Below are 6,000 nucleotides of genomic sequence, written 5' to 3'. Positions count from 1 at the left end.
CGCAGATTAACGGGGAGTACGACTCCCACCTCAAAACTTTAGCTGAACCAAAGAAGCTTAACTGGGATGTCAACTGCCCGTAAAGGCCCGAATATAGGAACACAGACTAAGAACGCCACATCCTGTGGCAACGTCTGTGTGACCCACATCCTGTGGGCCGCAACTAACATTTAGTGGGGGATGTAGGAACCCCCCACTAAATGAAGTTTCACTAAATATTTTCGTCATTTTACTTATAAAGGTGAATCAATTAATTATGCATAATATTGGAAAAGACAAAGATAAAAGGATATTCCGTTCTATAGATAAACGTTTTAAAGAATTTCAGAAAAAAATCGGAATTGACTTTGAAAATGAAAAGCTATTAAAACAGGCATTTACACATTCATCGTATGTAAATGAGCACCGCAGAAAGCCAAATGAAGATACTGAGCGGCTTGAGTTTTTAGGTGATGCGGTTCTTGAGTTGACTGTCTCTCAATTTCTGTTTCTAAAATATCCATTGATGAGTGAAGGCGAATTAACTAAATTAAGGGCAGCTATTGTTTGCGAGCCTTCCCTAGTAGCGTTTGCGCATGAACTTTCATTTGGGGAGCTTGTCCTATTGGGCAAGGGGGAGGAAATGACCGGGGGAAGGGAAAGACCCGCGTTGCTAGCTGATGTATTCGAGTCATTTATTGGTGCTTTATATTTAGATAAAGGATTAGATACTGTAGTCGCTTTCCTCGAAAAAATCGTATTTCCCAAAATCAATTCAGGTAAATTTGCCCATGTAATGGATTATAAAAGTCAGCTGCAAGAATTGATTCAGCGTGATGGGGCAGGTCTGATTGAGTATAAAATATTGCAGGAAAAAGGTCCCGCTCATAATCGGGAATTTGTATCGAGGGTATCGATGAGCGGAAAGGAGTTAGGGACAGGCACAGGCCGCTCCAAGAAGGAAGCCGAACAACATGCAGCGCAGATGGCTCTTGAAGTCCTAAAAAATAATCTGAACTAGTTAAGACAGCATAGATAAGAAACATTTAAGATTAGGGGGAGCAGCAGTTGTTTTTAAAACGGTTAGATGTTGTTGGATTTAAATCGTTTGCTGAGAGAATCATGGTTGATTTTGTTCCAGGTGTTACTGCTGTTGTAGGACCGAATGGCAGCGGAAAAAGTAACATTACGGATGCAATCCGTTGGGTGTTAGGTGAACAATCAGCTAAATCTTTAAGAGGCGCGAAAATGGAGGATATTATCTTTTCCGGCAGTGATTCCAGAAAGGCGCTTAACTTTGCAGAGGTTACGCTAACATTAGATAATGAAGATCAATCGTTGCCAATTGAATATAATGAGGTAAGCGTCACCCGCCGGGTATACAGGTCCGGTGAAAGTGAATTCTTCATTAATAAGCAATCATGCAGACTTAAGGATATAGTCGATTTGTTTATGGATTCCGGTTTAGGGAGAGAGGCTTTCTCTATTATTAGCCAAGGAAGAGTTGAAGAAATTCTAAATAGTAAGGCGGAAGACAGGAGAACGATTTTCGAAGAGGCAGCAGGTGTCCTTAAATACAAGAGCAGGAAAAAGAAAGCAGAAGGAAAGCTAACTGAGACTCAAGACAATTTAAATCGGGTTAATGATATTGTTTATGAGCTTGAAAGTCAGGTGGAGCCTTTAAAAATTCAAGCCTCTATTGCTAAAGATTATTTAGATCAAAAGGATGGGCTAGAAAAAATAGAAGTGGCATTAACTGTATACGAAATTGAGGATTTACATGCAAAATGGGAGCAATTATCTAAAGACCTTGGTTTGCATAAAGAAAATGAAATGAAGCATTCCGCCAATCTCCATAGTAAAGAAGCGAAAATCGAACAACTAAGAGATCAGGCTTTGGCACTTGACGAGTCAATCAGTGATTTGCAAAATGTATTGCTTCATGCAAGTGAAGAGCTTGAAAAGCTAGAAGGCAGAAAAGAAGTGCTAAAGGAAAGAAAGAAAAACGCTTCCCAGAACAAGGAGCAACTTCAAAAAGGTCTGGAAGAATATGCTGCAAAAGAACTGGAGCTAAAAGGTCAAAAGGAAAAGCAATATACGAGTAAACAGCAATTAGAAAAAGAAGCTAGCAATTTGCAAAATGAACTAAAACAAAAACAAGAGCAATTAAAACTATTTAATGAAAATACAGAAGAAAAGATTGAATCATTAAAAAGTGATTATATCGAAGTACTAAATAAACAAGCTGCTGCCAAAAACGAGCTCCAGAATATTCAACAGCAGCTAGATCAGCTAGACATGAGAAACAGTAAGCTTGAGCATGAAAATGATAATTTCATCCAAAATCGAAATAGTCTTCTAGAGAAGAAAGAGCAGATTGAAGCTCAGCTTCTGTCTGCACAAAAAGAATTAGATGATCAAGTAAAGCTATTTAGAGATGAGCAAAGAAAACTTGAAATATGCAAGGATAATTATCAGAAGCAGGAAAAGACCCTTTATCAAGCCTATCAATATCTTCAAAAGGCTAAATCGAGACAAGAGATGCTTGAGGAAATGGAAGATGATTATTCAGGCTTCTTTCAGGGTGTTAAAGAAGTATTAAAGGGCCGTGGCGGAAAGCTGTCAGGAATAGAAGGCGCTGTTGCGGAACTCATTCAAGTTCCTAAGGAATTTGAAACTGCGATTGAAACAGCCTTAGGTGGGGCTATGCAGCATATTATTGTAGAAACAGAACAGGATGGCCGAAGAGCGATTCAATATTTAAAGAAAAACTCATTTGGACGTGCAACCTTCTTACCTTTAAATGTCATGAAAGGGAAGAGCTTAAGCTTTAGTCAGCTGCAATTAATACAGCAGCATCCTTCCTTTGTTGGAGAAGCTGCAAAATTAATTCAATTCAATCCTAAATATAAAGAATCAATGGAGAATTTACTTGGTAATGTTGTCATTGCAAAGGAGTTAAAGGGTGCGAATGAAATGGCTAAACTCCTGCAATACAGAGTAAGGCTCGTGACTCTTGATGGCGACATTGTGAATCCAGGGGGCTCTATGACTGGAGGTGCCCTAAAACAAAAAACGTCATCCATCTTAAGCAGAAAAGGCGAGCTTGAAGAATTGAAAGCAAGAATTATTGATATGGAGTCTAAGACAGCAGGACTCGAATCACAGGTAAAGCTACTTAAAGCGGATATTCAAAAGCTTGAAGCGCGGATTGATGGTCATAGAAAATTAGGGGAAGAGCTAAGGTTAAAGGAACAGTCAATAAAAGGCGACCTCCGAGAATTAGAATTTGAGGAGAAAAGCTTAAATGAAAGATTGTCGCTTTATGATTTGGATAAAGCCCAATTTACTGAAGATAAAACGAGATTATTAAAAAGAAAAGCTGATTTACATTCATTGCTTGAAGCTTATCAGTCCCAAATCACTTCTTATGACGAAAAGATTCTTATGCTGACTGATCAGAAAAACTTGCAAAAAACTTCAAAAGAGACGCTTATATCTGAAATAAACGAACTTAAAGTTAGCTATGCCTCGAAAAGTGAACAATATAATCATGCTAATGATAAATATGAAGCAATATTGGAAGAGCTTTCAGAAATAAACGGGAAGCTAATTATATTTAAAGAGGACCTTGAGCTTCTTTCTTCAGAAATGGTAAATAGTTTCTCTGGAGAGCAACAGTTAGAAGAAGCTGCAAAAAGAAAGCTTCAAGACAAGACAGAGACTCTTAACTTAATTGCCTCAAGAAGAGAAGAACGTATGGGGCTTCAAACAGCTCTGGAAGATCTAGAGCTTGAAACAAAAGAGCTGAAGAGGCTGCATAAAGGAATGGTTGAGGCACTTAAGGACGAGGAAGTAAGGCTAAATCGGTTGGATGTAGAGCTTGAAACCCGGTTAACTCATTTAAGAGAAGAGTATTTGTTATCTTTTGAAGCAGCTAAAGAGGAATATCCTTTAATGATTGATGTCAATGAAGCTAGGAAAAAAGTAAAGCTAATTAAATTGGCGATTGAAGAGCTTGGAACAGTAAATCTAGGTGCGATTGAGGAATATGAACGGGTTTCAGAACGATATGAATTCCTTCTCGAGCAAAAAAATGATTTGCAATCGGCTAAAGATACGTTATTCCAGGTTATCGATGAAATGGATATTGAAATGAAAAAACGGTTCCAGCAAACCTTTGAAGGCATTCGTTTTCATTTTGAATCAGTTTTTCAATCATTATTCGGCGGAGGCAGAGCTGATTTGAAGCTGACAGACCCAGATGATTTATTAAACACAGGTGTTGAAATTGTTGCACAGCCACCTGGGAAAAAACTGCAAAACCTTGGATTATTATCAGGCGGGGAAAGAGCGCTAACAGCAATTGCACTGCTTTTTTCGATATTGAAGGTACGTCCCGTTCCATTCTGTATTCTTGATGAGGTTGAGGCAGCCCTTGACGAAGCAAACGTATTCCGCTTTAGTCAATATTTAAAAAGATTTAGCGCTGAAACGCAATTTATTGTTATTACCCATCGTAAAGGAACGATGGAGGAGGCTGATGTATTGTATGGAGTGACTATGCAAGAGTCAGGTGTCTCGAAACTAGTGTCTGTTCGCCTTGAAGAGACGAAGGAATTAGTCACGCAATAAAGTGAAACTTCAATCAGTGGGGTTTTTATGCACAGAATGTGCTAATACAGAAGTTGCGTCAGTACGCCTTAGTTCTTAGTCTGCCTTCATCCCCCACTGATTGTTAGTTGCGGCCCACAGGATGTGGGTCACATAGACGTTGCCACAGGACGTGGCGTTCTTAGTCTGTGTTCTTATAATCGGGCCTTTATGGGCTGTTGATCCCCTACTAGGAAATTTTTGTTTTACTCAATTTTTTGTAGTGGGGGTCTTTCAGCACGTTAATCTGCGATAATGATGGAAGCTGGCCTTTTCGGTCGGCTCCAAGTACATATGATTCCATATTAAAGGAAGTGAACCTTAATGAGCTTTTTCAAAAAGTTAAAAGAAAAAATAACAAAACAAACAGATAGTGTTACAGAAAAGTTTAAAGATGGATTGGCAAAAACGAGAGACAATTTTTCAAATAAAGTAAACGATCTTGTTTCTCGATATCGAAAAGTCGATGAGGATTTCTTTGAGGAGTTAGAGGAAATCCTCATTCAAGCGGATGTTGGCTTTGATACCGTAATGAAGCTTGTGGAAGAGTTAAAATCAGAAGTGAAAAGGAAAAACATTCAAGATCCAAAAGAAGTTCAAAGTGTGATTTCTGAGAAATTAGTTGAAATTTATGATGCCGGCGGAAAGTCTTCATCCGAGCTTAATATCCAATCCGATTCGCTAACCGTTATCCTTTTTGTTGGGGTTAACGGAGTTGGGAAAACAACAACTATTGGTAAGCTTGCACATAAATTCAAAACTGAAGGTAATAAGGTGATATTAGCAGCAGGAGATACCTTCAGAGCGGGAGCGATTGAACAGCTTGAGGTTTGGGGAGAAAGAGTCGGTGTTGAAGTCATTAAGCAGGCTGAAGGTTCAGATCCCGCCGCTGTTATGTTTGATGCGATTCAAGCAGCAAAATCCCGAAATGCGGATATATTAATTTGTGATACAGCAGGTAGGCTTCAAAATAAAGTCAACCTGATGAAAGAGCTTGAAAAGGTTAAGCGGGTGATTGAACGCGAGGTTCCTGGTGCACCGCATGAGGTTCTTCTAGTCCTTGATGCTACTACTGGCCAAAATGCAATGATTCAAGCAAAAACCTTTAAGGAAGCAACAAATGTTAGCGGAATTGTTCTTACTAAGCTTGATGGAACAGCAAAAGGCGGAATCGTACTTGCTATTAGAAATGAACTCGATATCCCTGTTAAATTTGTTGGTCTCGGAGAAAAAATGGATGACCTCCAGGAATTTAATGCAGAGCAATATGTGTATGGGCTTTTTGCGGAGTTAGTGGAACAAGAAGCTGATTAATTGAAAATAAACGTAAAAACAGCCGAACATTGTATCGGCTGTTTTTTTTTATAT

3 protein-coding genes are annotated in these 6,000 nt (G+C 38.9%); all 3 read left to right on the top strand.

Going from position 1 to position 6,000, the window contains the following annotated elements:
- The first annotated feature begins 256 nt into the window (after positions 1-256).
- Positions 257-1,000, top strand: a complete 744-nt coding sequence (rnc, locus tag V7164_RS00655; RefSeq protein ID WP_335353196.1) for a ribonuclease III — start codon at positions 257-259, stop codon at positions 998-1,000.
- Positions 1,001-1,047: 47 nt separating this feature from the next.
- Positions 1,048-4,614: a chromosome segregation protein SMC gene (gene smc / locus V7164_RS00650; protein ID WP_335353195.1), complete on the top strand. Its 3,567-nt coding sequence runs from the start codon at positions 1,048-1,050 to the stop codon at positions 4,612-4,614.
- Between the two features lie 342 nt (positions 4,615-4,956).
- Positions 4,957-5,946, top strand: a complete 990-nt coding sequence (ftsY, locus tag V7164_RS00645; protein ID WP_335346971.1) for a signal recognition particle-docking protein FtsY — start codon at positions 4,957-4,959, stop codon at positions 5,944-5,946.
- Positions 5,947-6,000: the final 54 nt, after the last annotated feature.

The sequence above is a fragment of the Bacillus sp. JJ1474 genome, assembly GCF_036965225.1.
Classification (GTDB): domain Bacteria; phylum Bacillota; class Bacilli; order Bacillales; family Cytobacillaceae; genus Cytobacillus.
This window is presented reverse-complemented; position numbering and strand designations above follow the sequence as displayed.

Coding starts and splice junctions, on each gene's coding strand:
- rnc (WP_335353196.1), top strand. CDS start 257: ATGCATAATATTGGAAAAGACAAAGATAAAAGGATATTCCGTTCTATA.
- ftsY (WP_335346971.1), top strand. CDS start 4,957: ATGAGCTTTTTCAAAAAGTTAAAAGAAAAAATAACAAAACAAACAGAT.